Origin of the sequence: Rhizobium hidalgonense, from assembly GCF_002914525.1 — a bacterium.
Lineage (GTDB): Bacteria > Pseudomonadota > Alphaproteobacteria > Rhizobiales > Rhizobiaceae > Rhizobium > Rhizobium hidalgonense.
The window spans coordinates 196,047-218,006 of the sequence record NZ_LODW01000116.1; the positions used below are offsets into that span (position 1 = coordinate 196,047).

Annotated in this window: 21 protein-coding genes; 8 read left to right on the forward strand and 13 right to left on the reverse strand. The window is 61.4% G+C overall.

The window, feature by feature from the left end; translation table 11 throughout:
- Positions 1-10 precede the first annotated feature (10 nt).
- Both ATY29_RS32860 and ATY29_RS32865 read right to left on the reverse strand, forming a co-directional pair.
- A complete protein-coding gene (locus tag ATY29_RS32860) occupies positions 11-475 on the reverse strand; it encodes an RrF2 family transcriptional regulator (RefSeq protein ID WP_025416914.1) in 465 nt (154 codons plus the stop codon).
- A gap of 172 nt (positions 476-647) precedes the next feature.
- Positions 648-1,436 (reverse strand): SDR family NAD(P)-dependent oxidoreductase, encoded by a 789-nt coding sequence (locus tag ATY29_RS32865; RefSeq protein ID WP_003566090.1) that lies wholly within the window; start codon positions 1,434-1,436, stop codon positions 648-650.
- Positions 1,437-1,578: 142 nt separating this feature from the next.
- On the opposite strand from ATY29_RS32865, the gene ATY29_RS32870 reads away from it, so the two are divergent.
- Positions 1,579-2,349, forward strand: a complete 771-nt coding sequence (locus ATY29_RS32870; RefSeq protein ID WP_097533962.1) for a TIM barrel protein — start codon at positions 1,579-1,581, stop codon at positions 2,347-2,349.
- Here the strand turns inward: ATY29_RS32870 and ATY29_RS32875 are convergent.
- Positions 2,346-2,882, reverse strand: coding sequence for a carboxymuconolactone decarboxylase family protein (locus ATY29_RS32875; protein ID WP_003566092.1), 537 nt, complete (start codon positions 2,880-2,882; stop codon positions 2,346-2,348). The genes ATY29_RS32870 and ATY29_RS32875 overlap by 4 nt on opposite strands.
- Positions 2,883-2,973: 91 nt before the next feature.
- Between ATY29_RS32875 and ATY29_RS32880 the strand changes: the two genes are divergently transcribed.
- Complete coding sequence (locus tag ATY29_RS32880) at positions 2,974-3,447, forward strand: cupin domain-containing protein (RefSeq protein WP_003566093.1); 474 nt, start codon at positions 2,974-2,976, stop codon at positions 3,445-3,447.
- Between the two features lie 16 nt (positions 3,448-3,463).
- Here ATY29_RS32880 and ATY29_RS32885 read toward each other — a convergent pair whose 3' ends face one another.
- From ATY29_RS32885 to ATY29_RS32905, 5 genes are all read right to left on the reverse strand, one after another.
- Positions 3,464-4,573: a sn-glycerol-3-phosphate import ATP-binding protein UgpC gene (locus ATY29_RS32885; protein WP_097533964.1), complete on the reverse strand. Its 1,110-nt coding sequence runs from the start codon at positions 4,571-4,573 to the stop codon at positions 3,464-3,466.
- A 12-nt stretch (positions 4,574-4,585) separates the two neighbouring features.
- Positions 4,586-5,500, reverse strand: coding sequence for an ABC transporter permease subunit (locus ATY29_RS32890; RefSeq protein WP_003566095.1), 915 nt, complete (start codon positions 5,498-5,500; stop codon positions 4,586-4,588).
- 10 nt (positions 5,501-5,510) lie between these two features.
- Positions 5,511-6,395, reverse strand: coding sequence for a carbohydrate ABC transporter permease (locus tag ATY29_RS32895; protein WP_003566096.1), 885 nt, complete (start codon positions 6,393-6,395; stop codon positions 5,511-5,513).
- Positions 6,396-6,575: 180 nt separating this feature from the next.
- Positions 6,576-7,931 (reverse strand): extracellular solute-binding protein, encoded by a 1,356-nt coding sequence (locus ATY29_RS32900; protein ID WP_097533966.1) that lies wholly within the window; start codon positions 7,929-7,931, stop codon positions 6,576-6,578.
- Between the two features lie 364 nt (positions 7,932-8,295).
- Positions 8,296-9,501, reverse strand: a complete 1,206-nt coding sequence (locus ATY29_RS32905) for an ROK family transcriptional regulator (RefSeq protein ID WP_003566100.1) — start codon at positions 9,499-9,501, stop codon at positions 8,296-8,298.
- A 198-nt stretch (positions 9,502-9,699) separates the two neighbouring features.
- On the opposite strand from ATY29_RS32905, the gene ATY29_RS32910 reads away from it, so the two are divergent.
- The 6 genes from ATY29_RS32910 to ATY29_RS32935 all read left to right on the forward strand — a co-directional run bounded on the left by ATY29_RS32910 (position 9,700) and on the right by ATY29_RS32935 (position 15,766).
- The gene (locus ATY29_RS32910; RefSeq protein ID WP_003566102.1) at positions 9,700-10,938 is read left to right on the forward strand and encodes an extracellular solute-binding protein; all 1,239 of its coding nucleotides are present in this window, start codon (positions 9,700-9,702) and stop codon (positions 10,936-10,938) included.
- A 73-nt stretch (positions 10,939-11,011) separates the two neighbouring features.
- Complete coding sequence (locus ATY29_RS32915) at positions 11,012-11,896, forward strand: carbohydrate ABC transporter permease (protein ID WP_097533968.1); 885 nt, start codon at positions 11,012-11,014, stop codon at positions 11,894-11,896.
- Positions 11,896-12,741 carry a carbohydrate ABC transporter permease gene (locus ATY29_RS32920; RefSeq protein ID WP_003566106.1) on the forward strand — a complete coding sequence of 282 codons (846 nt, stop codon included), beginning with the start codon at positions 11,896-11,898 and terminating at the stop codon, positions 12,739-12,741. The genes ATY29_RS32915 and ATY29_RS32920 overlap by 1 nt, the downstream gene beginning before the upstream one ends.
- Positions 12,738-13,760, forward strand: a complete 1,023-nt coding sequence (locus ATY29_RS32925) for an SIS domain-containing protein (protein ID WP_097533970.1) — start codon at positions 12,738-12,740, stop codon at positions 13,758-13,760. The genes ATY29_RS32920 and ATY29_RS32925 overlap by 4 nt, the downstream gene beginning before the upstream one ends.
- Entirely contained in the window at positions 13,761-14,690 is a 930-nt protein-coding gene (locus ATY29_RS32930) for a PfkB family carbohydrate kinase (protein ID WP_003566110.1), read from the forward strand. It begins immediately after the preceding gene.
- A complete protein-coding gene (locus ATY29_RS32935; protein ID WP_097533972.1) occupies positions 14,687-15,766 on the forward strand; it encodes an ABC transporter ATP-binding protein in 1,080 nt (359 codons plus the stop codon). Before ATY29_RS32930 ends, ATY29_RS32935 begins: the two co-directional genes overlap by 4 nt.
- Before the next feature lie 30 nt (positions 15,767-15,796).
- Here the strand turns inward: ATY29_RS32935 and ATY29_RS32940 are convergent, their stop codons facing one another.
- The 5 genes from ATY29_RS32940 to ATY29_RS32960 all read right to left on the reverse strand — a co-directional run bounded on the left by ATY29_RS32940 (position 15,797) and on the right by ATY29_RS32960 (position 21,563).
- Positions 15,797-16,624 (reverse strand): glycoside hydrolase family 16 protein, encoded by an 828-nt coding sequence (locus tag ATY29_RS32940; RefSeq protein ID WP_097533974.1) that lies wholly within the window; start codon positions 16,622-16,624, stop codon positions 15,797-15,799.
- A gap of 52 nt (positions 16,625-16,676) precedes the next feature.
- Positions 16,677-18,158 (reverse strand): lipopolysaccharide biosynthesis protein, encoded by a 1,482-nt coding sequence (locus tag ATY29_RS32945; RefSeq protein ID WP_097533975.1) that lies wholly within the window; start codon positions 18,156-18,158, stop codon positions 16,677-16,679.
- A gap of 80 nt (positions 18,159-18,238) precedes the next feature.
- Positions 18,239-19,483 (reverse strand): glycosyltransferase family 4 protein, encoded by a 1,245-nt coding sequence (locus ATY29_RS32950; RefSeq protein WP_003566115.1) that lies wholly within the window; start codon positions 19,481-19,483, stop codon positions 18,239-18,241.
- Positions 19,480-20,826, reverse strand: a complete 1,347-nt coding sequence (locus tag ATY29_RS32955; protein ID WP_097533976.1) for a glycosyltransferase family 4 protein — start codon at positions 20,824-20,826, stop codon at positions 19,480-19,482. Before ATY29_RS32955 ends, ATY29_RS32950 begins: the two co-directional genes overlap by 4 nt.
- The gene (locus tag ATY29_RS32960) at positions 20,826-21,563 is read right to left on the reverse strand and encodes a Crp/Fnr family transcriptional regulator (RefSeq protein ID WP_097533977.1); all 738 of its coding nucleotides are present in this window, start codon (positions 21,561-21,563) and stop codon (positions 20,826-20,828) included. The genes ATY29_RS32955 and ATY29_RS32960 overlap by 1 nt, the downstream gene beginning before the upstream one ends.
- Between the last annotated feature and the right edge of the window lie 397 nt (positions 21,564-21,960).

The following is a 21,960-nucleotide window of genomic DNA, read 5'->3' on the forward strand; positions in this document are numbered from 1 at the left end:
TAGAGTATGGTCAGCTGGCGGCGGAGATCGGCAATTCTTCCTTGGGGCCGTCGATGCGGCCGCCGGCGGCGACGAATTGCTCGAGGCTCATATTGTCGAGAATGGCGGCGATCGCGTCACGAACATCGGTCATCGAGCGCCGCACCTGACAGGTCTCCGGATCGGCACAGTCGTCGCAGGCCTCGTAAGCCGTACGGCTGGCACAGCGGATCGGCGCCAACGGCCCGTCGAGCGTGCGGATGACATGGCCGATACGGATTTCCGAGGCCGGCCGCGACAGGGAATAGCCGCCGCCCGGCCCCTTCTTCGAGCGCAGGATGCCGACGTTACGCAGTTCGAGCAGGATCGTATCGAGAAACTTCTTCGGGATATTGTTGCGGCTCGCGATATCATTGATGAAGGCGGTCTCGCCGGGCGCCAGCCGCGCCAGGTCGACCAGCGCCTTCAGCCCATATTTTCCCTTTTTCGTCAGCATCGTCGTGGCCCTGTAGAAAACGCAGTATTTATCCTGCCAATAGCAGGCAAATAGCGTCAAAAGCGTGAACATACAACAAAATAGCTATTATTTATAGCTTATCTCGGCAACGTCCACAGCCCACCCGGCAGTCTTGCACAGAACCGCCTTGCCGAGCAGCACAGACAGCCGGTCAGATCGTCTTCAGCATGCCGCCATCGACGAAATAGGTCGAGCCGATGCAGTAGCTCGCCCGTTCCGAACTCAGGAAGACGAAGACGTTTGCCAGTTCCTCCGGGGTGCCGAAGCGTTTGGAGGCGGCGTGTTCATTGGCAACACCCTGTAGGTAACCCTCCCAGTTCCCGCCGGTTTCGGCCGTCAGCTGCTTGGCGGTTTTGATCCAGTCGGGGGTCAGGATCAGGCCGGCATTGACGCAGTTGACGCGGATATTGTCCTTGATGAGCTCGGTCGAGAGCGTCTTAGAAAACATCATCAGCGCCGACTTGCTGACATTGTAGATCGGTTCGTACCAGAGCGGCTGGACCGCGCAGATCGAGGCATTGTGCAGGATCACGCCGCCGCCGCGTCCCTTCATCTGCGGTGCAATACCGCGCGCAAGCCGCACGGCGGCCATCACATGCAGCTCCCAATAGGCCTGCCACTTCTCGTCTGGAGCTTCCATCACCGTCTCGTTCGAGCCGGTGCCGGCATTGTTGATGAGGATATCGGCGCCGCCTTTTTCGGCCGCCGCCGCGATGATCGCCTCGGTTCCGGCAACCGTCGCCACATCGGCGACAATAGCGGCGGCGCTGACGCCGTATTTCTCGGCGATGCGGGCGGCTTCCGCCTCGAGCCGCTCACCGCCGCGGGCCGCCAGCACGAGATTGGAGCCCTCAGCCGCCAGCCCTTCGGCGACCGCCAAGCCAATGCCGACAGACGCGCCTGTGATCACTGCGGTCTTCCCCTTCAGTCCCAGATCCATATTTTCCTCCGCGCCAGCGGCCGCGATTCCGGCCTGATGTGCCGAGTGTTCCGCCAATGAAACCAGGCGTCAAGCACTCTGACGCCTCTTGCGGCCGCCACCGATCTGTCGCAGCCTGATCCACAATTGCGAGGGAGTGGTCATGCGACGTTATTCAGCCTGCATAGAGTGGCTGTTTGCCGAAGAAGGCGATTGCTTTCCCGATCGCATCCGCCGCGCCCAGGCCGGCGGTCTGACGGCGATCGAATTCTGGCGCTGGACCGACAAGAATCTGGACGCGGTCGAGGCGGCGTTGAAGGAAACCGGCCTTGCCGTCACCAGCCTCGTCGCCGAACCGATGATCGCGCTGACCGACGCCGGCAACCGGCAGACATGGCTGAAGGGCCTTGCCGGATCCATCGCAGCCGCAAAGCGCCTCGGCGCGCCGGTACTGATTGCCCAGGCCGGCGACGATCTTCCGGGCGTGCCCCGCGAGGAGCAGCGTCGGGCGCTCACAGAAACGCTGAAATCAGGCGCCGATATCCTTGCAGGCAGCGGTGTGCGCCTTGGGGTCGAGCCGCTCAACATCCGCATCGACCATATCGGCTATTTCCTCGATTCAACCCGCGAAGGCCTCGACATCATCGATGACGTCGCCCGCCCCGAGATCGGCATCGTCTACGACATCTACCATTCCGCCGTGATGGACGAACGCACGGAAGAGGTGCTGGAGGGCCGTCTCGACCGCGTCTTCCATGTTCATGTCGCCGATCATCCCGGTCGCAACGAACCGGGCTCCGGCGGCATCGATCTTGCCGACCGCCTCGGCTGGATCTTCGCCAACGGCTATGACGGCGCCGTCGGCCTGGAATATCGGCCGATCAGACCCGGCGCGGACGCAGTCAGGGCCGCGATCGCCTCGCTGGACGGTTAGGTCGGGTTTGCCCCTTCCGCAAAGGCTTCAAGCTCAGGGTCGAAATCGACCTCGACGACATTGTTGAAGACGGCGGTAGCCAGCATGATGCCGGCAAAGGCGACGAGATCGACCAGCACCTTGGTCTCGTAGCGCTCTTTCAGCTTCGCCCAGAGTTCGGGAGGAATTGCATTGGAATCGGCGACGATCGCCTTGCCGAAGGCGGCAAGCAGTGCTTCCTCCTCGGAAAGTTTCAGCACGTCGGGATTGAAACCCTTGTTGATCAGCGCCCGGCGAAAGAAGGTGATGGCGATCTTCGATTTCGCCGCCTTCGAGATCGCATGCGAAAAGATCCAGATCGCCCGGTCGCTGACGACGGGATCGAGCTCGGCCCGCAGCGTGAACCATTCGGCATAGATGCGATGGGCGACCGGCGAATGCAGCAGCGTCCGCTTCATATTGGTCATGCGTCCGCGCAGCCTGACTTCCTCGTCATGTGCCGCCCGAACCTCTTGCGAAGCCGTGTCGTAATCGATCTGCGGGAGGTGGCTCATCGGGTCCCTCTTTCTGATGCAAGAAGATAAATCCGCTTGGCCGCCGCGCCGCGCCCACCTAAATTGCTTAGATCGAAGGTGGAGACAAGGCATGAGCGACGATCACGAGCATCACCCCATCGACTGGCGGGAGCATGGCGTCAAGGTCATTCCCGCCAATTCGCTCGACCCGAACACCGCGCAGACGCCGGGCATGAACCGCGCGACAGCAATCAACAATGCGCGCGCCGGCGCCGAGAAGATCTGGGCGGGAACGGTGACGATCCATGCTAACGCCAAGACCGGCGCCCATCATCATGGCGATCTCGAAAGCATCATCTACGTGGTCAAGGGCAAGGCCCGCATGCGCTGGGGCGAGCATCTGGAATATACCGCCGAAGCCGGCCCCGGCGACTTCATCTACGTCCCGCCCTATGTGCCGCATCAGGAGATCAATGCCAGCCGCGACGAGACGCTGGAATGCGTGCTCGTGCGCTCAGGCCAGGAACCTGTTGTGGTCAATCTCGATATCGAGCCGGTCGAAAAGCCGGAAGACGTGCCCTGGATCGACCCGATCCATCGCTGATCCATGGCGACGCCCGTCAGGCGTGGACTGTATCCGCACCGCTCATGGCAGGGTTTTCGATGATCCGGCCGGTATCGGCGGCATAGAGGTGGATCGCATTATAATCGATCGCGATGCCGACCGGATCGCCCGACTTCACCTTCACCGCCTCGGTCAGCGCCACGGCAAAAGGCAGCCCGTCGAAATCGGCGTGAACGACGCGGCTCGCACCAAGCTCCTCGATGAAATCGGCCGTCGCCACCAGAGCGCCAGGCGCATCCGGCGCCACCAGACGGGCGGCCTCGGCGCGCACGCCGAGCACGACACGTTTGCCTTTCAGCGGCGCTGAGCGCTCGCGCGGCAGCACGATCCTGCGGCTCTGGTCGTAAACGAAGACGCCCTCGTCATTGATCGTGCCTTCGAGCAGGTTCATCGCCGGCGTACCGACGAAGCCGGCGACGAAACGCGAGACCGGATGATGATAGACCTCTTCCGGCGTGCCGACCTGCTCCACTTTGCCGCCGTTCATCACCACCAAACGGTCGGCCAGTGTCATCGCCTCGGTCTGGTCATGGGTGACGAAGATCGAGGTAGCGCCCAGGCGGCGGTGCAGGCGGCGGATTTCGGCGCGCATGGCGATGCGCAGCTTGGCGTCGAGGTTCGACAGCGGCTCATCGAAGAGAAACACCTTCGGTTCGCGGATCATCGCGCGGCCCATGGCGACGCGCTGGCGCTGGCCGCCGGAAAGGGCGGCCGGCCGGCGATCCAGGAAGGGTTCGAGGCTGAGCGCCTTGGCGACTTCGGCGACGCGCCGGCTGCGCTCGGCCTTCGGGACGCCGGCCACCTTCAGGGCATAACCGATATTCTCGGCGACGCTCATATGCGGATAGAGCGCATAGTTCTGAAACACCATGGCGCAGCCGCGTTCGCGCGGCTCCATCTGGTTGACGACGCGCCCGTCGATAGCGATTTCGCCGCCGCTGATTTCCTCGAGCCCGGCGATCATCCGCAACAGCGTGGACTTGCCGCAGCCTGACGGACCGAGAATGACGATGAATTCGCCGGACTGAATCTCCAGGTCGACGCCGTGAACGACGGGATTCTTGCCGTAGCTCTTTTTCACATCACGGATTGAGATCGGTGCCACAGGGCTATTCCTTCACTTCTCGGTGGAGATAAGGCCGCGCACGAACCAGCGCTGCATCAGGATGACGAGCACCAGCGGCGGCGACATGATGATAAGTGTGCCTGCCATGGCGACGTTCCAGTCGGGCAGGCCGAATTCGGACGGGATGAGGGTCTTGAGCTGCGTTACAGCAATGCCGAAATTCGGATCGGTGGTAATCAGCAGTGGCCAAAGATACTGGTTCCAGGCCCAGACGAACATGATCGTGAACAGTGCGATCATGTTCGGGCGCGACAGCGGCAGCAGAATGTCCCAGAAAAACCGGACCGGACCCGATCCGTCCATCTTCGAGGCCTCGGCAAGTTCGTCCGGAACCGTCAGATAAAACTGCCGGTACAGGAACGTGCCGGTCGCGGTTGCGACCAGCGGCAGAACGAGACCGGGATAGGAATTCAGCAGGCCCCATTCGAGCTTGATCCGGATGCCGGTAATCTGCGCAACGAGCCAGCTTAAGCCGGTCGCATCAAGAATTGTCTGGAAAGGCTGCAGCGCATTGGCCGCGATCGAATAGGTCGGCACGATGCGGACTTCGAGCGGCAGCATCAGCGTGATGAAGATGATCCAGAAAATCACATACCGGCCGCGGAAGCGGAAGTAGACGATCGAGAAGGCCGCCATGGCCGAAAGGATGACCTTGCCGGCGGCGACCGACGTGGCGAAGATGATGCTGTGGAGCAGCTTGTTGCCGAGATCGGCGCGCACCCAGGCTTCGTGTGCGTTTTCCCAGAAATGCGAGCTCGGCATCAGCGGCAACGGCACGCGATTGACCGTCTCCAGATCGAGTGTCGATGCGATGATGACGATGGCGAAAGGCAAAAGCGCGATCACCATGCCGAGCGCCAGAAGCGTATAGCAGATGAAGTTGAATATCGGCGTGCGTTCGATCATGTCCTCGACCTCACTTGTAATGCACGCGCCGCTCGATGAAGCGGAACTGGAAGATGGTGAGTAGGACGACGAGCACCATCAGGATGATCGACTGCGCGGCGGCGCCCGAATAATCGAGCCCCCTGAAGCCGTCGAAATAGATCTTGTAGACCATCAGTTCCGTCGCGCGGGCCGGCCCGCCCTGCGTCATGACGTCGACGATGCCGAAGGAATCCTGGAAGCTTTCGGTGATGTTGATGACAAGCAGGAAAAACAATGTCGGCGTCAGCAGCGGCAACTGGAGATCCCACATGCGCCGCAGCGGCCCGGAGCCGTCCATGGCCGCGGCCTCGATCAGCGAACGCGGAATGCCCTGAAGCGCCGAAAGGAAGAAAATGAAATTATAGCCGATATATTTCCACGAGAAGGCGACGATGACCGCAATCATTGCGTCCTTGCCGTCGAGCGCCGGGTTCCACAGGCCAGGCCAGACATGGTTGATGACCGAGAGAAGGCCGGCCTCCGGCGCCAGGATGAAGCGGAAGGCAAGGCCGAGAGCCGGAGCGGCAATCGCGTAAGGCCAGATGAACACCGACCGGTAGATTTTGTGGCCGCGCAGTTCACGATCCGTCAAGAGCGCCAGGATGAGCGCCATCCCCATGGCGATCGCCGTCGAGCTGAAGCCGAAGATCATGCTGCGGGTGATCGACTCCCAATAGATCGGATCACTAAGCAATTGCTTGAAATTGTCGAAACCGACCCAGACATTGCCGCCACCCCATGGCTGCTCGAGCGTGAACGCCCAATAGAGCGCCTGCGCACTCGGCCAATAGAAGAAGACGAAGATCAGCAGCAGCATCGGACATGCGAAGAGCAGTCCGATCGTCGTCGAGGAGAAAGTGACGCGCTTTTCCATGAGTGGTCGTTTTCGCCATGATTTGGTCTACAGCGCCGCGCGTCTTTCAGACGCGCAAAGGACGCTGTAGCACTTTGAGCTGTAGCGCCGCGGCAGTTCGCATCCGCGACTGATTAAGAGTGAGCTTACAAAGACGCACCCGGCGCGCGCAAGGCGACCGGGTGCGGCTCAAATCAGCAATCAGGGGAGCTGAATGTTCTTGTAGGTCTGCTGGAAGCGGCGCAGCAGTTGGTTGCCGCGTTCGGCAGCGCCGTCGAGAGAAGCCTGGACGTCGGCATTGTTGACGAAGATCGCCTGCAGGCTGTTGGCAATTTCGGTGCGGACCTGCAGCAGGCCGCCGAGGCGGATGCCGTGCGGAGCCTTGTCGTCGGCAGGCGATGCGGTCAGGCTCTGAATGGCGAGTTCACGGCCGGCGTAAGGAGCCTTATCGTAAAAGCCCTGCTTCTTCAGATATTCGAAGCCCGAGTTACGAACCGGGATATAGCCGGTCACGGTCGACCAGGTCAGAGCTTCTTCCGGCTTGGCAATGAAGTTGAAGAAGGCAGCGGCAGCCTTGTATTCGGCGTCGGAGTGACCCTTCAGAACCCAGAGCGAAGCGCCGCCAACATAGGAGCTGTGGCGGGTTGCGTTGCCATAGGTCGGGAGCATGGCAACGCCCCAGTTCATGCCCTGCTTGGCGGTGCGGCCGATATTGCCGTGGTCGCCGACCGAGGTGAGGATGACCTGGCAATCGCCGGCGGCGAAGGCTTCGACGAAGGTCTGGCCGACGGCCTTGTTCTTGATGAAGGCAAGCTTGTTGTCGTACCAGGACTTGAGATCCTTGATGTAGCTGACGAGCAGCGGGTTCTTGTTGTAGGTCAGCTCGGCGTCGAGGCCTTCAAAGCCGTTCTTCTTGGTGGCAATCGCTTCACCGTTAACGGCTTCGAACTGCTCGACGTATTGCCAGACTTCGTTGCTGGAGATGTCAAAGGCGAGCGGGCAAGCATAACCTGCATCCTTCAGAGCCTTGAAATCTTCGCCGGCTTCCTGCCAGGTGGCCGGCGCATGGTCTTTGCCGATCTTGGCGAAGGCGTCCTTGTTCCAGTAGAGCAGAGCGGTTGAGGAGTTGAAGGGGAAGGAATACATCTCGCCCTTCGACGTCGCATAATAGTTTGCGATACCGGAGAAATAATCCTTCCAGTCGACGGTATAGCCCATGTCGGTCATCAGCTGGTTGGCCGGGTAGTAGGCGCCGGACAGCATGATGTCGAGCGTGCCGGCGTCGGAGACCTGAGCGATGGTCGGCTGCTTGCCGGCGCGGAAGGCTGCAATGGTGTTCTGCAGGGAAGCGTCGTAGCTGCCCTGGCTGGTGCAGACAACTTCGTAATCGGCCTGCGACTGGTTGAACCGATCGCACTGTTCCTGGACACGCTTTGCAATGTCACCGGAATTGCCGAACCAGAAGTCAATCTTAGTCTTATCGGCGGCGGCAGCGGGAGCGGCAAGAAACGCTGTAGCGAGAAGGGCGCCAACGGCGCCGAGAAGCTTGGCTTGCATGAGAACCTCGAACGTAAAAGGGACGCGCACTTTCGGCGCACGCCCTATTAGCTGGTTCAAATTACCGCGGCCAATGAATATTACATGACATGAAACGATCGAAATCGCGCCGTCACAAAACCTTCATTCGGATGTTATTTGCCGCAGCCGAGGCTATATTTAGAGAAGCCTCGCCAGCCTCCCCCAGCGCACTGCCGAACAGACATATTTGTATTCGAATAATTATAATTTTCAAGGGGTTTCAATATTTGCCTCTATTGCGATGCAGCATCTCTATTCGGAGATATGGTCGCATGAAAACTTCCAAACCCGGCTATCTCTACGCCATTGCACTGCTGTGCAATGCCCGGTTTCAGCCTCTGATTCAGAGGGAATCCTTCAAAATTGCAGCGAAATGCGGATCGAATGCACGGTTGATCGGCCCGGCGGCAGCCCCGAGCGCCACCGACCAGGGATCGGCCATGCCGGGCTGCAGGCGCGGCAGCATGCGGCCAGGTCGTTCGGCGATCGAAGGCAGTAGCGGGCCGATGGCCACGATCAACCTGTTGACCAGCGCTTCCGGGGCACTACCGCAGAGGATCACCGTCTGCGGATCGAAGACCGTTTCGATCAGATGGATGCTCCAGCGCAGTTCCACGGCCGCCGTTTCGATCCAGGTCTCGATGCTTTGATCGCCCCTTGAGGCAAGATCGTTGATGCATGTATGCAGGTCGGGATCGGCGGGATCGGCCGAGAGATGCTGATAGAGCGAGGCGAGCGAAGCGCGATGTTCGAGCGGCGTCGTTTTACCGTCTGCAAACAGCAGCGCCATGCCAATCTCGCCGGCATTGCCATTGGCGCCGCGGTAGAGTTCGCCATTCAGGATAAGGCCGGCGCCGATGCCGTAGCCGACGAAGAGGCAGACTGCATGGTCGAGACCATGGGCGGCTCCCACCATGCGTTCGGCAGTCGCCGCCGCCGCCGCATCGTTCTGTAGGCCGACATCGAGCCCGGTACCGGCGGTCAGCGTTTCCAACAGCGGAAACTTCTGCCAGGCCTCCATCATCCACGGATCGTCGCCGCTGCCGGCGACCCCGAAGGGCCCGGGCATGGCGACACCGAGGCCGACCATTCGCTTTTCCGACTGCTGAACGATCCCGGCAAGCTTGGAACGCACTTCGGCGACGAGATCGAGGATAACCTTTGCTCCCGTCGATGGACCTCCTGTGGGAAGGCCGGCTTCTGCGCGCACCAGAACACTGCCGATCAGATCGACGGCGACCGCCCGCGTCACATGCCGATCGATCTGCAGGCCGATCGCGAAGGCGCCTTCAGGCACGAGCCGGTAGGGCGTCGAGGGCTGCCCCCTGCCCTTTCGCACCGGCTCCTGCGAACGGACGAGGCCATCGCGCTCGAGTTCCTCGATGATATTGGACACCGTCTGCTTGGTCAGCCATGTCGCCCGCGCCAGATCGGCGCGTGAAAGCTCACCGTTGATCCTCAGGGCATCGATTATCACGCGTCGGTTATGCGCGCTGGTGCCTTCGTGGTTAGTGCCGCTCTTGGCCCGGATCGGCCTGACGTCATTCATGCGCAATTGCCTCTTGACTCCAATAGAATGTTGAAGAACTAATAAGTCAAGACAATTGACTTAATAAGGGACCGAAGAGTTCCAGGGAACGCAGGACGCCAACAAGGCTCCGACGACGCCCCCGAGACGACTTTTCGAACACCGACGGCGGAAGGCCGCCCTCGACAATGCGTAAATGTCACAAAACTGGAGGCTGTAATGCTGAAATCCCTTACCAAGACGCTTCTGGGTGCGGCCTTGATCGGCGCATCTCTTGCGCCGCATGCTTTCGCCGAAACGACACTGAACGCGCTTTTCATGGCGCAGGCCGCTTACAGCGAAGCCGATGTGCGCGCCATGACCGATGCCTTCGCCAAGGCGAACCCCGACATCAAGGTCAATCTCGAATTCGTTCCCTATGAAGGCCTGCACGACAAGACGGTGCTGGCGCAGGGTTCTGGCGGCGGTTACGACGTCGTGCTCTTCGATGTCATCTGGCCGGCCGAATACGCCACCAACAAGGTTCTGGTCGACGTCTCTTCGCGCATCACCGACGAGATGAAGAAAGGCGTACTGCCAGGCGCCTGGACCACGGTGCAATATGACGGCAAATATTACGGCATGCCGTGGATCCTCGATACCAAATACCTGTTCTACAATAAGGAGATCCTCGAAAAGGCCGGCATCAAGGCGCCGCCGAAGACCTGGGACGAGCTGGCCGACCAGGCAAAAGCGATCAAGGACAAGGGCTTGCTCGCCACGCCGATCGCCTGGAGCTGGTCACAGGCCGAAGCCGCCGTCTGCGATTACACCACGCTTGTCAGCGCCTACGGCGGCGACTTCCTGAAGGACGGCAAGCCGGCCTTCCAGACCGGCGGCGGCCTCGACGCGCTGAAATACATGGTCTCCAGCTATTCCTCCGGCCTGACCAACCCGAATTCCAAGGAATTCCTCGAAGAGGACGTCCGCAAGGTCTTCGAAAACGGCGATGCCGCTTTCGCGCTGAACTGGACCTACATGTACAACATGGCCAACGACCCGAAGGACAGCAAAGTCGCGGGCAAGGTCGGCGTCGTGCCAGCGCCGGGTGTCGCCGGCAAGAGCCAGGCTTCGGCCGTCAACGGCTCGATGGGCCTCGGCATCACCTCCGCCAGCCAGCACCCCGACGAGGCCTGGAAATACATCACCTTCATGACCTCGCAGGCCACGCAGAACGCCTATGCCAAGCTCAGCCTTCCGATCTGGGCATCTTCCTATGAGGACCCTGGCGTCACCAAGGGCCAGGAAGAGCTGATCTCCGCCGCCAAGGTCGGCCTTGCCGCCATGTATCCGCGCCCGACGACGCCGAAATATCAGGAACTGTCGACCGCGCTGCAGCAGGCGATCCAGGAATCCCTGCTCGGCCAGTCCTCCCCCGAGGACGCGCTGAAGTCGGCCGCGGAAAACAGCGGCCTCTGAGCCCGGCATGAAACCCCGGGCGGCGTCCGCCGCTGCCCGGTCTTAGAATCTATGAATGAAAAGGGTCGCCTCGATGTCGGGCACTTGGCTGACAACCCGCGCGTGGCTTTTGATGCTGCCGCTTCTCGTGGTGATGATCTCGGTGATCGGCTGGCCTCTGGTCGATACCGTCGGCCTCTCCTTCACCGATGCCAAGCTCGTCGGCACCGAGGGCAGCTTCGTCGGCATCGACAATTATGCCAAGATGCTCTCAGGCTCGAATTTCCAGCGCACGCTGATCACCACCGCATGGTTCGCGATCGTCTCGGTCGCCGCCGAAATGGTGATCGGCGTTCTTGCCGCTCTCCTGCTGAACCAGCAATTCCGCGGCCGCACCGCGCTGCGCGCCCTGATGATCCTGCCCTGGGCGCTGCCGACCGTTGTCAACGCCACGCTCTGGCGGTTGATCTACAATCCGGAATACGGCGCATTGAATGCCGCGCTGACCCAGCTCGGCTTGCTCGACGCCTATCGCTCCTGGCTCGGCGAGCCGGGCACGGCGCTCGCCGCCCTTATCGTCGCCGACTGCTGGAAGAATTTCCCATTGGTGGCGTTGATCGCGCTCGCCGCACTCCAGGCCGTGCCGCGCGACATCACCACCGCCTCGCTCGTCGACGGCGCCGGCGCTTTCGCCCGCTTCCGCTTCGTCATCCTGCCCTATCTCGCTGGCCCGCTGATGGTGGCCCTAGTGCTGCGCACGATCGAAGCCTTCAAGGTGTTCGATATCATCTGGGTCATGACCCGCGGCGGTCCGGCCAACAGCACCCGCACGCTGTCGATCCTGGTCTATCAAGAGGCCTTCTCCTTCCAGCGGGCAGGCTCGGGCGCTTCGCTGGCCTTGATCGTCACCCTGCTGGTGACCCTGCTCGCCGCCGGCTACGCGGCGCTCGTGCGCAAGACCGCCGGGAGCGCCGCCTAATGGAACGCCGGAGCCCGCTCTTCTCAGCTTTCATTCACCTCTCGGCGATGCTGCTTGCCGCGGTCATCCTGGCGCCGATCTTGTGGCTCTTCATCATGAGCATCTCGCCGGCCGCCGATCTCGCGGCAAAACCGCTGCGCTGGTGGCCGCAGTCCGTCGATTTCTCGCGATACCAGGTACTGCTGTCGACGCTCGAAAACAGCGCTGGCGCCGCGTTCACCTCGTCGCTGCGCAACAGCATCGAGGTGGCCGGCATGGCGACGATCGCCGCCATAGCGCTCGCCATTCCGGCCGGCTGGGCCGTGTCGCGCACGCCTTCTGTCGGCTGGTCGCTGTCGATGGTGATCGCCACCTATATGCTGCCGCCGGTGGCGCTCGCCGTGCCGCTCTATATGGGCCTCTCCCATCTCGGCATGCTGAACAACGTCTTCGGCCTCGCCCTCGTCTATTTGACGATCCTGGCGCCCTTCACCACCTGGCTGATGAAGTCGGGCTTCGATTCCATTCCGCGCGAGATCGAATCCGCCGCGATGATCGACGGCGCCGGCCTGTTCCAGACACTCCGGATCATCACGCTGCCGCTCGCCGCTCCCGTGGTCGCGACATCGAGCCTCTTTGCCTTCCTGTTGGCCTGGGATGAATTCTTTTATGCGCTGCTCTTCACCTCAGACCAGCGCGCCAAGACGCTGACCGTCGCCATTGCCGATCTCGCCGGCGGCCGCGTTTCCGACTACGGACTGATCGCCACGGCAGGCGTGCTCGCCGCCCTGCCCCCGGTACTGATCGGTCTCGTCATGCAACGCGCCCTGATTTCGGGGCTGACCAGCGGCGGCGTCAAGGGATGAACATGGCAGAAGAAAGAACCCGCCCGGCCGGACTTGCCGCGATCGATCGCGAAATGGCGCGCCAGCACGCCGATGCAATCGCCTCCTATGAAGCTGCGACGCCAATGGCGGCGAAGGCCGCCGCCTCGTTGAAGAAGACCGGCCGCCTGCTGCTCATCGGCATGGGCGGTTCGCATGCGGTCAACCGCGCCGTCGAACCGCTCTACCGCGCGCACGGCATCGATGCCGTCGCCTTGCCGCTGTCCGAACAGCTTGGCCAGCCGCTGCAGGTTGCCGGCAAAACAATCTTCGTCACCTCGCAATCCGGCGAAAGCGCCGAGGTGGTGCGTTGGTTCGACGAGACCGGCGGCACGCAGGAGACCTTCGGTCTGACCCTCGAAAGCCGCTCCTTCCTCGCAAGAACCGCCCCGTCGCTGGTCGGCAGCGGCGGCACCGAACTTGCTTTTGCTGCCACCCGCAGCCTGACGGTGACCTTCGCCTTGCATCTGACAATCCTCACCGCCCTTGGCGAAGATCCCGCGGCGGCACTTGCCGCCCTCAGCGCGCCCGTAGACCATGACATCGCCGCCGCCCTCGCCGCATTCGAAAATGTCTCAACCATCGTCACCTCAGGCCGCCGGCTGCAGGGTGTCGCCGAGGCATTGGCGCTCGGATTGACGGAGCTATCGCGCCGTCCGTGTTTCTCGCTCGAAGGCGGCCAACTCCGCCATGGACCGATGGAAATGCTGGGGCCAGAAATCGGTGTCGTGCTGTTCCGCGGCCTGGACGAGACGGCCAGCCTGGTGACGGCGATGGCGGTCTCTGTCGTCGAGACCGGCGCCCCGGTCATCCTGTTCGACGCATCCGGGCAGGCGCCGGTCACTGGCGCAGTGACGATCCGCTTTGCCCCTGCAACGGGCCTTGCTGCAATCTTCGCCATGCTGCCGATCGCCCAGCGACTGATGATCGCCTTTGCCGACGCCCGCGTGGAAAATGCCGGGACGCCGGTCCGTTCCACCAAGATTACCCGGAGTGAATGAATGCGGCCGCTTGCAGTCATCGGCAACGTCAATGTCGACCTCATCCTTGGACCGGCCGCCCCCTGGCCGAAAGCCGGCACGGAAATCATCGTCGATCATGACGAACTCAGGGTCGGTGGCTCCGCCGGCAACAGCGCGCTCGCCTGGCAGGCGCTCGGCATCGAATTCGTGATCGCCGCCAATATCGGCAGCGACCAGTTCGGCCGCTGGCTTGCCGAAGCCTTCGGCCATCGGTCTGAGAACTGGCCGGTGCGCCCCGAGAGAACGACGCTTTCCGTCGGCATCACCCATCCTGACGGCGAGCGCACCTTCTTCACCACGACGGGCCATCTGCCGCGCTTCAGCCTTGCCGATGTCTTCGCCGTCATCGACGGTCCAAGGCTGCGCGGCGGTTACGCGCTTCTCTGCGGCGCCTTCCTGACCGACGATCTGGCAAAGGAATATGGTGCTTTCTTCGACTGGGCCGGCAGCCACGATATCACCGTCGCGCTCGACACCGGCTGGCCGCTCAACGGCTGGACGGAAGAGAATTGTGAGAAGACGCGCGCATGGCTCTCCCGCAGCGGCGTAGCGCTGCTGAACGAGGTCGAGACGACGACGCTTGCCGGCATTGCCGATCCGGTCGAGGCTGCGCGCGAGATCAGGTCGCACATGCCGGACGGCGCGATCGTCGTCGTCAAACGCGGCCCGGAGGGCGCCATCGCCATCGGCCCGGACGGCCTGCTGGTGTCGGTGGAGGCACCCCTCGTCGAAGTCGTCGATACGATCGGCGCCGGCGATGTCTTCAACGCCGCCTTCCTCGCCGCGCTCGCAAGGGATGAACCGCTAGTGTCCTGCCTGAAGGCGGGAACCGAGGTCGCCTCGCGCGCCATCTCTACCCTGCCCCGCAGCTATGGTGATCCCTCGTCCATCGAGGAGCCCGTGTCATGAGCGCGCTCGACATCCAGAATATCCGCAAGACCTATGGCGACGTCGAGACCCTGAAAGGCATCGACATATCGCTGGAGAGCGGCGAATTCCTCGTGCTGCTCGGCTCGTCCGGATGCGGCAAGTCCACACTCCTGAATATCATCGCCGGCCTCGCCGAGGCAACGAGCGGCGACATCAGGATCGCCGGGCGCTCGGTACTCGCGGTCCATCCGAAAGACCGTGACATCGCCATGGTCTTTCAGTCCTACGCCCTCTACCCCAATCTGACGGTGCACCGGAACATCGGCTTCGGCCTGGAAATGCGTAAAGTTCCGGCGGGCGAGCGCGACAGGGCGGTTCGCGATGCGGCGAAACTGCTGCAGATCGAAAACCTGCTCGACCGCAAGCCGAGCCAGCTTTCCGGCGGCCAGCGCCAGCGCGTCGCGATCGGCCGCGCGCTGGTGCGCAAGCCCGAGGTGTTCCTCTTCGACGAACCGCTCTCAAATCTCGACGCCAAGCTGCGCATGGAGATGCGCACCGAAATCAAGCGACTGCACCAGATGCTGAAGACGACGGTCGTCTATGTCACCCATGACCAGATCGAGGCGATGACCCTGGCAAGCCGTATTGCCGTCATGCGCGACGGCCGCATCGAGCAGCTGGGCACGCCGGAAGAGATCTACAACCATCCGGCAACGCTCTATGTCGCCACCTTCGTCGGCGCGCCGCCGATGAACCTGTTGCAGGCAACGGTACGTGACGGCCGGCTGGCGCTTTCTGGCTTCGAAACCAGCCTGCCCCTGCCCGCCCGTTTCCGCGATGCGGCCGGCAATGGCCGCGACCTCGTCCTCGGCATCCGGCCCGAGGCGCTTCGCACCGACGGTTCCGGCCCGTCGATCGAGGCAACCCTGGAGGTCGCCGAGCTGACCGGCCCGGAACTCGTCGTCACCGCCCTTGCCGGACATCAGCGGCTGATGGCCTGCCTGCCGCCGCGCACGCCGATCCGCGACAACGAAAAACTCACCCTCTTCTTCGATGAGGAGGCAATGCATCTCTTCGATCCGCAGACCGGTCTCAGCTGTCTCCACCAGCAGTGAAACAGCAATCCGGCCGATCGTGCTGATTGTTCAATTCGCGGCGTCGACAGGCTTCCGCTTGTAGACGTGAATATAGTCGACGAGCAGGATGGAAGGGTTCGGCGTTTCATCGATCGGCCAACCCGATCCGAGCGCCAGGTTCACCAGCGGATAAAACGGCATCTGGAACTCCTTCGGCGTGTCGAAGCTCCAAAGGAACTGACGGTCGAAGTAGAAGCTCGTCTTGTCAGCCTGGATATCGACGCCATAGGTGTGATAGTCGCTGTTCAAAATTCCGTCCTGGACCTTATTCCAATAGCCGCCGGTGGTATTCTGCCCGCCCTGGCTCTGACGCCAGATATGGAAGCCCATGCTGAATTCGTAGGGCGCGCGGCCGTAATATTCCAGCACGTCGATCTCGGCGGTGTATTTCGACCGGTCGAGGCCGATAAGCCAGAAGGCCGGCCAGACACCCTTGCCCGGCGGCAGCTTCATTCGTGCTTCGAAATAGCCGAACTGCTGCGAAAAGCCTTCACCCCTAGGGTTCGCCGACGACAGCAGGCCCGAGCGCCATGTGCCATCGGCCTCTTTGCGCGCTTCGATCTTCAGGATTCCCTGATCGGTGGTAAACGGAAAACCGGGGGCCGGATCGGTGAAACGGGCATCACCGAAATCGCCGTTCCAGGGCGTATGGGCGATCCAGCGGGAGCTTTTCTCTCCCCAGGCCGAAACGTCGAGACTATCGAAACTCTCCTCGAACGTCAGCTGGTATGCATTGATATTGAGCGGTTCCTGGGCGACGCTGGGCCGGCCGGGAAGCGCCCCCAGACCGAGAACGACGAGCAGACCCAAAGCCTTAGAAGATATCCCGTAACGCATTCCGCTTCTCCAAAAACGCCAGACCAACTCGTTTGGACTGCACTTGTCTCAATCACGAGGTGAGAACCCCGTTTCGTCGCGGCATGAGCCGTTGAACAACGATGGTCTCGATGCCGCCGGGCCTTCCCAGAATCTGCCAGAGCAGCAGCGCGAAGGCCCAGAAGATTGTGGCTGCCGCCCCGCCGCAAGATGCCAGCGCGACGATAAGATTGAGGCCGAGAGGCATGGCAACGAGCGTAGGCTGCACCCAAAGCAGGAAAGCAATCATCGGCAAGCTTGCGACCAGGGGCCGGAAAAAGGAATTCAGCTGCGAGGCAAAGGTCGCGCCGATCAGCCGCCGCGTGATGACGAGCGATGCGGCATAGGCGACAAGCACCGCAACAACACGCGCGCCCAGCGCCCCCGCCACCTGAAAATAAGCGATGCCCAGAATGGTGACCGGAGCCCTGACGGCGAACTCGACGAACATCCGGAGAGCGACATAACGGGTATTGTTCATGACCATGGCCAATGGCGGCATCATGTTCGTGGGAAGACCGAGCAGGCTGACAAGGCACAGCCATTGCAAGATCGGTGCGGACGATGCCCATTTCTCTCCGACGAGGATACGCACGGTCGGCTCGGCGAGGAAGGCAAGCGCGATGAGCACGGGTGCCGCGACGAAGGTGATCGCATTCGTCGCTTTGAGATAGGCGGCGACCAGGTTGCGGCGGTCTTCGACAGTGGCGAATGCCGCCATCAGCGGGCGCAGCAACGGCCCGACGAAGGTCTGGTACGGAATAGCCGCGATATTGTCGGCGACGCTGAAGGCGCCGAACGTCGACAAGCCGGTAAAACGCGGCAGCAGCAGCCGGTCTAGCTGCCAATTGATCGAATTCAGCACCTGCGACACGGTATTCCAGCTGATCATGTCCTGAAAATGCGTCCATTCGGAAAGGCTGAACGTCGGTCGCATCGGCGCAAAGACATAGGACATGATCATCGCCGCAGTCGGGCCGGCGACCGCGCCGATCGCCAGCCCCCAATAGCTGCCTGTTGCCACAGCTACCCCTACCCCGAACAGCAATGTCGACCCTTTGGCGATCAGATCGAGCGCGAACTCGCGTTTGAAATCGAACCGCTGCATGAAAAGAACCATGCGCGGACTGATCGTGCTGCGCATGGCAGGCGCGATCGAGAGAACGGCGACAAGGGCGAAAAGCCGTGAATCGTCGTAGATCAGCGCCATCGGCCAGGAGATGAGCATCATCAGCAGGCTGATGGCCAGTCCTCTCAGCAGGCTGAGGGTGAAGGCCGTGGCGAACATCTCGTCCGACGGTGAGGATTGACGCATCAGCGCCTGCGTCAACGGCAGGTCCAGGATCGACTCGACGATGACCAGCACCGATGTCGCGATGGCGACCAGGCCGAAATCCGCGGGGCTCAAAAGCCTTGCCAGGACAAGCAGGCTGACGAAATCCAGCACCCGCGCCAGGAATTTTCCGCTGATGGTCCAGATGCTCGCCGTCGCCGTCCTCTGAGCTACGCTTGACATGATCTATTTATCTATTCCTCGTCGAGGGTTTGAGACGCTTCGGGTCACGGCGGCAAGGCAGGTAACGGCGTTCCTTCCCGTCAAGCGGACCGTCGTCTGAAGGTGTCGGCGGATCGGTCGTCATGGCTGGACAGCTGTTGCTCGATGAGGCTGGACAGACGATCGCGGAAGACGGCGGAGGAGAATTTCAGCGAATGCGCGCGGATTGCCTGCGGATCGATATCGTCCTCGACCTCTTCGAATGCTGCCATCGTTTCCAAAAGAGCTTCTGTCGTCTGCTCGGCGAAGCGGAAGCCGACCTGCGGCGCGGATACGGTCTCCCGGGCGCCGCCCGCATCGAAGGCCAGGACCGGCCGCCCCGATGCCATGGCTTCCACCGGCAGGATGCCAAAATCCTCCGTGCCCGGAAACAACAGGGCGCGGCATCGCGACAGGTGATCGCGCAGCACGTTGAAGGGCTGATGGCCGAGAAACTCGACGGTCGGCCCGGCGATCGACTTCAGATAAGGGAGTTGTTCGCCCTCGCCGATCACCACCAGTTTCCGCCCGGCCTCGGTGCAGGCGCGCACAGCGATATCCGGCCGCTTATAGGTGGTCAGCTGTCCCGCATAGAGGTAGAACTCGCCCTTCCCTTTGCCCACTGCAAAATCATCGGTCGCAACCGGCGGATGAATGACAATGGATTCCCGGTCGTAGAAGCGGCGGATGCGGCTTGCGACATAGTCGGAGTTGGCGACGAACAGATCCACCCGCGAGGCGGTCGTCACGTCCCAGGCGCGCAGCATCGGCGCGGTGATCGACATCAGGGCGCGGCCCACCCAGGGAAGCCCATGGCGGTAGACATGGAACTGATCCCAGATATAGCGCATCGGCGAATGGCAGTAGCAGACATGCAGAGCGTCGGCGCGCGTGATGATGCCCTTGGCAGGCCCGGATTCGCTCGACAGCACCAGATCATAGTCCTGCAGATCGAACTGCTCGAGCGCAAAGGGCATCAGCGGCAGCATCTTGGTGTAATGCCGTTGCGCGCCGGGGATCTTCTGCAGGAAGGATGTGCGGATGTTGCGCGTCTTCAGAAAATCGCTGATGCGATCGCGGTTGCAGACGAGGGTGAAGATGTCTGCCTGCGGAAACATGCGGCATAGTTCTTCGACGACCTTTTCACCCCCGCGCATCGAAACGAGCCAGTAATGCACAATGGCGACACGAAGCTGCTTGGCGTCGCTTGCGCTTCCGGCCTCGGCGACACGTCGTTTCGCCATGACGGGCGCATCGGCGAGAAACGCCCTCGCATCGGGAAGGGAGGTTGTTGCTTTCAGGGTCAACGGAATACTCCTTGTGTCGCCATGCCGTCTACCGGCTCGAAAACCGCATTCGTCGAAAGCAGGCCGTGATATTCGGCAAGAAGCGCGTCGCGCCATTCCTCGTGTGTCGAGGCGAGATCCGGCGACATCTGGAAAGCCCGCTCGCTCATGGCGCGGACCTCATGCATCGGCATCTGGCTGTATCTCGTCAAAATATCGGCAAAGGCGCATTCGTCGGCCGTATCGCAGGCAAGTGCCATGCCGGCTCTTTCCATTTCCTCGGCGAGAAAGGCGCCGCGCGACATGATGACGGGCAGCCCGCTCCTGGCCGCTTCGATCGCGACGAGACCGAACGGCTCGGGATAGCGAGAGGGCATCAACAACGCACGCGCCTCGCGGATGGTCGGGCCGATCTCCGCATGCGACAGCCAGCCGACGGCTCTGACGTGATCTCCCGATGCTCTGACCAACGGCATCAGCGGCCCGTCCCCGATCACGCAGAGCCTGACGCCGGCTCTGCGCGTGGCAGCTATGGCGTCCTCAACGCCTTTCTCCTCGTCCAGCCGCCCGATGAACACGAACTCGTCGTTGGCCTCTGCTTCGATGCGGTTGATCGAGAGTGGCGCGACGGGATTGCGGATCGTCGTTAGCCGTTCGGGTCGATAACCGGCGCCGACGAGAAAACTCGCCATCTTCTCGTGCAGCAGGATGATCCGGCCGAAATCGGTCTGCCCCTTCAAGAGCCGGAGGATATTGGAGCCGCGGGCGACCCGCCACAATTTGTGCGAATAACTTCTCTTGTCGCAAGCTGTCGCAATGCAGCCTCCGCCAAGCGGGCGTCGCTGGCAGATCTCCTGCGCCTGGTAGTCGAAGAAGGCGCCGTTGGGGCAGGCCGTGAAGAAATCATGCGCGTGAACCACGCATCGTCCGGCGACCGGCAACAGCGCCCGGAAAATCGCGGGAGACAGGATCTGGTGCCAGCCATGCACATGGTAGACGGTGTTGGCGGTATCTTTTTCGGCAATCCAGTTCGCCACCATGCGGACGGCGGCGCGATTGTGAATGCCGGTGACCAATACCTTCGCGCGATCGGCGCTGAGCAGGTCGCGGCTGTTCAGCCCGACCATTGAGACCCCGAGTGCGGCAAGCTCCGTATTGGCGGCGGCATCCCCGCTAATATAGGTTACGGGGATGCCAAGCCCGCGAAAAAGCTTGGCAGACAGCACCGCCAGGCCTGTCGCGCCGCCTCTGGCCACCGAATAGTCGTCGATGACGACCACCCGATCGATCGTCGTTGCGCGGGGGCCGGAAAACCGGCCGAAGCTTGCGGTGAATCGGATGCGCTCGGAAAACGACGGGCGCATTACTTCACCGAAACCGCGCCGTTGGCACAGGCCTCCAGCGCCTTGCGGTTGAGAATGCGGATCTTGCCCTGCCCCCCGTCGATAATCTTGCCTTCCCGCAGGCGCCGAAGGCATTGATTGACCTTTTCGCGCGACGCCGGCAGCGTCGCTGCCAAGTCATTTTGCGAAATGATCAGTTCGTCCCCGCTATTTGCCGCGTCTTTTCCATAAACAGCCGAAAGCCGCAGCAGCGTGCTGGCCAGTCTCGACTGCAGGGTCGACGCCGCATTCGCAATGATCCGGAGTTCAAGCTCCGAAATACGCGCCAGCGCTCTGGAGAAGACCTTCTCCCGAAAGCTCGGATCGCTGGCATACATGTCGCGCAGCAGGCGCCCTTCGAAGAAATGCAGCTCGCAGTTGGAGCTGGCTCGATATTCAAGGCTCAACGTCTGCCTGCGCAGAACCTCAAGTTCGCCGATCAGGCCTGATTTCGGAATGATCTCGACGATAAATTCCCTGCCGTCGGGCAGCATCGTGCTTGCGCTGACCACGCCCGAATGCACGCGGGCGAACATATCGATCAGGACGCCGGCGCCGGCGATGACCTCGCCGCGCCGGAAACGCCGGACGCTCGACCGGCAGGAAAGGAATTCATCGTCGTGCACTATCCGGCTGCCGAGATGAATGCCGCCGCCAGTCGATATCGCCCCCCTGCCGATGCCGGCCTTACGATCTGATGCGTGTGTCGCTCCATCCATGCGCATAACTCCGAGTACTAGAATGATCATAGAAAATGCTGCACTGCATCATTTATATTGCCTTAATAGGCAAGTCAAATAACATCACCGATAATTAGCGTAAAGATAAAGTTTATATCCAGTTGAAAAACAGAAAATACATCACATACCGAAATCAAAATTCGATTCGTCCGCACAACTGTCGCATAATTGGAGAGTCGTTCTTGCAAAGAGTCTTAGAGACTAAAAATTGTCATGGCATCAAAAATATAAATGAATCTCCGTGAGTTAATCACCAGTAGGTAGCTTCGGCGGTGATTTAGAATGAAAATAAATAGAACAAGGTACAGTGACAATTCTCTTCCGCCATTTGGTAGCATAAAGAAATAATTAAGGATTATGACCTTGGTAACAGACA

What these genes read in the sequence shown, in the direction of transcription:
- ATY29_RS32925 (WP_097533970.1), top strand. Translation starts at nt 12,738, where the DNA reads ATGAACATGGCAGAAGAAAGAACCCGCCCGGCCGGACTTGCCGCGATC.
- ATY29_RS32900 (WP_097533966.1), bottom strand. Translation starts at nt 7,931, where the DNA reads ATGCAAGCCAAGCTTCTCGGCGCCGTTGGCGCCCTTCTCGCTACAGCG.
- ATY29_RS32955 (WP_097533976.1), bottom strand. Translation starts at nt 20,826, where the DNA reads ATGCGCCCGTCGTTTTCCGAGCGCATCCGATTCACCGCAAGCTTCGGC.
- ATY29_RS32915 (WP_097533968.1), top strand. Translation starts at nt 11,012, where the DNA reads ATGTCGGGCACTTGGCTGACAACCCGCGCGTGGCTTTTGATGCTGCCG.
- ATY29_RS32930 (WP_003566110.1), top strand. Translation starts at nt 13,761, where the DNA reads ATGCGGCCGCTTGCAGTCATCGGCAACGTCAATGTCGACCTCATCCTT.
- ATY29_RS32960 (WP_097533977.1), bottom strand. Translation starts at nt 21,563, where the DNA reads ATGGATGGAGCGACACACGCATCAGATCGTAAGGCCGGCATCGGCAGG.
- ATY29_RS32880 (WP_003566093.1), top strand. Translation starts at nt 2,974, where the DNA reads ATGAGCGACGATCACGAGCATCACCCCATCGACTGGCGGGAGCATGGC.
- ATY29_RS32895 (WP_003566096.1), bottom strand. Translation starts at nt 6,395, where the DNA reads ATGGAAAAGCGCGTCACTTTCTCCTCGACGACGATCGGACTGCTCTTC.
- ATY29_RS32910 (WP_003566102.1), top strand. Translation starts at nt 9,700, where the DNA reads ATGCTGAAATCCCTTACCAAGACGCTTCTGGGTGCGGCCTTGATCGGC.
- ATY29_RS32920 (WP_003566106.1), top strand. Translation starts at nt 11,896, where the DNA reads ATGGAACGCCGGAGCCCGCTCTTCTCAGCTTTCATTCACCTCTCGGCG.
- ATY29_RS32940 (WP_097533974.1), bottom strand. Translation starts at nt 16,624, where the DNA reads ATGCGTTACGGGATATCTTCTAAGGCTTTGGGTCTGCTCGTCGTTCTC.
- ATY29_RS32865 (WP_003566090.1), bottom strand. Translation starts at nt 1,436, where the DNA reads ATGGATCTGGGACTGAAGGGGAAGACCGCAGTGATCACAGGCGCGTCT.
- ATY29_RS32945 (WP_097533975.1), bottom strand. Translation starts at nt 18,158, where the DNA reads ATGTCAAGCGTAGCTCAGAGGACGGCGACGGCGAGCATCTGGACCATC.
- ATY29_RS32870 (WP_097533962.1), top strand. Translation starts at nt 1,579, where the DNA reads ATGCGACGTTATTCAGCCTGCATAGAGTGGCTGTTTGCCGAAGAAGGC.
- ATY29_RS32935 (WP_097533972.1), top strand. Translation starts at nt 14,687, where the DNA reads ATGAGCGCGCTCGACATCCAGAATATCCGCAAGACCTATGGCGACGTC.
- ATY29_RS32905 (WP_003566100.1), bottom strand. Translation starts at nt 9,501, where the DNA reads ATGAATGACGTCAGGCCGATCCGGGCCAAGAGCGGCACTAACCACGAA.
- ATY29_RS32890 (WP_003566095.1), bottom strand. Translation starts at nt 5,500, where the DNA reads ATGATCGAACGCACGCCGATATTCAACTTCATCTGCTATACGCTTCTG.
- ATY29_RS32875 (WP_003566092.1), bottom strand. Translation starts at nt 2,882, where the DNA reads ATGAGCCACCTCCCGCAGATCGATTACGACACGGCTTCGCAAGAGGTT.
- ATY29_RS32860 (WP_025416914.1), bottom strand. Translation starts at nt 475, where the DNA reads ATGCTGACGAAAAAGGGAAAATATGGGCTGAAGGCGCTGGTCGACCTG.